General features: G+C 38.0%; 1 protein-coding gene. It reads right to left on the bottom strand.

Features of this window, described 5'->3' with window-relative positions; genetic code table 11:
* The coding region (locus WNY78_RS18760) for an HYR domain-containing protein (RefSeq protein ID WP_342874752.1) at positions 1 to 2,233 on the bottom strand (2,233 nt) is incomplete at both ends.

Raw genomic sequence — 2,233 nt, 5'->3', positions numbered from 1 at the left:
GGCTCTACTGGTTCTGTACCTAGATTTTCCCAAGCACATGTTCCAGTATTAAACTGATAATCATCCCAACAGTTTGTCGCTGTAGGTTCTACTGGTTCTGTGCCTTGGTTTTCCCATGTACACGTTCCTGTATTGAACTGATAGTCGTCCCAACAATTTGTCGCTGTTGGTTCTACTGGTTCTGTTCCTTGGTTTTCCCATGCACAAGTTCCAGTATTAAACTGATAATCATCCCAACAATTTGTTGCTATTGGTTCTAATGGTTGTGTTCCTGAAACTTCCCATGAACATGTTCCAGCATTAAATGATGTAGTTTCCCAACATTCTACTGTTGGTTCTACTGGTTCCGTACCTAGATTTTCCCATGCACATATTCCAGTATTAAACTGATAATCATCCCAACAATTTGTTGCTGTTGGTTCTACTGGTTGCGTCCCTGAAACTTCCCATGAACATGTTCCAGTATTAAATGATGTAGTTTCCCAACATTCTACTGTTGGTTCTACTGGTTCCGTACCTAGATTTTCCCATGCACAGGTTCCAGTATTAAACTGATAATCATCCCAACAATTTGTTGCAGTCGGTTCTACTGGCTCTGTTCCTTGGTTTACCCATTCACATAATCCTGTATTGAACTGATAGTCGTCCCAACAATTTGTTGCTGTTGGTTCTACTGGCTCTGCACCTTGGTTTTCCCATGCACACGTTCCTGTATTGAACTGATAGTTATCCCAACAATTTGTCGCTGTTGGCTCTACTGGTTCTGTACCTTGGTTTTCCCAAGCACATGTTCCTGTATTAAATTGATAATCATCCCAACAATTTGTTGCTGTTGGTTCTACTGGTTGCGTCCCTGAAACTTCCCATGAACATGTTCCTGTATTATATGAAGTCGTTTCCCAACAATTTGAAGTTGTAGGCTCATCCTGAAGTGTAATGGTAACGACAGCAGTACAAGTATCAACATTTCCGTTGGTATCAGTAACAGTTAAAATAACATTATTAGTACCTTCATCTGAACAAGTAAATGATGTTTGTGATGCTGTAATAGTTAAAATTCCGCAGTTATCAGTTGAATTATTATTTATTTGTGATGCTGTGATTGTCGCATTTCCAGTACCATCTAATTGTACTGTTATGTTTTGACAAATTGCATTAGGATCTTCTGTATCTAATACCACATTTACTGTAAATGATGTTGTAGCGTTATTTCCGTTACCATCATTAGCAGAATAACTTATTGTTGTTAATCCAGCTGGAAAAATATCTCCACTATTAAGACCTGTTCCATCTGTTCTAGTTGGGCTTAATCCTGTTGCACAATTATCTGTAACTGTTGGGTCTATCCATGTAGGTTGATTGTTTCCGCAGGTAAAAATAAAATCTGAAGGTATATTGATAAATTCTGGATCTATTTGATCTAGAATGGTTACCGTTGCAACACATGTATCTGTTTGGTTATCTTCGTCTGTAACTGTTAATGTGACATCAACAGGAGTCCCTATGTTTGAACAATCAAATGAGTTTATATCTATTGCATAGTTTGTAATAGCAACATCATCTATTGAACCACCATCTACATCTGCAGCAACTATTGTTGCATTTCCAGTAGCATCTAACTGTACATTGATGTTTTGACATACAGCAACTGGTGGATTTGATCCAGTTGCAGGATCTGCCTCAATATTTATATTATCAAGTGCCATATCACTACCCCAAGAACTTCCGGTTACACCTCTAAATCTAATCAGAACAATTTTTCCATCATAGGCGGAAAGGTCGATGTCTGTAGCTGTTTTCCATGAGTCTTGACTATTATCATTGATTATGGTTTCTGTACTAAAAGTTAATCCATCATCTTCACTTACCTCTAGAGCTACATAACCTGTTTCAATAGGGTTTTCTGTAGAACTTCCTAAATCAGCACCATACATATGGTAATCAAAACTAATTTTAGCATTTTCCCAATTTGTAAAGTCTATACAATCACTAGTTATAATTGCCGTTTTTTGTGGACTTCCTGCTGGAGCTGTGTTTGTTGAAGCTTCTGTATACACATACCAGGTTGACCCAGAACCAGCGGATGGTCCTGTATTAGCAGATGGAGTTCCTCCACTATCACGTGCCCAATCGATATCATCGTCTGTAGCATTAACACCTTGTTTCCACTCGTTTGTAAATGTTGTATTATTTTCAAAATCTTGAGTATATGGAAATGTTGAAATGGTGCCAT

Origin of the sequence: Psychroserpens sp. AS72 (genome assembly GCF_038900375.1) — a bacterium.
In the GTDB taxonomy this organism is placed as follows: domain Bacteria; phylum Bacteroidota; class Bacteroidia; order Flavobacteriales; family Flavobacteriaceae; genus Psychroserpens.
This window is presented reverse-complemented; position numbering and strand designations above follow the sequence as displayed.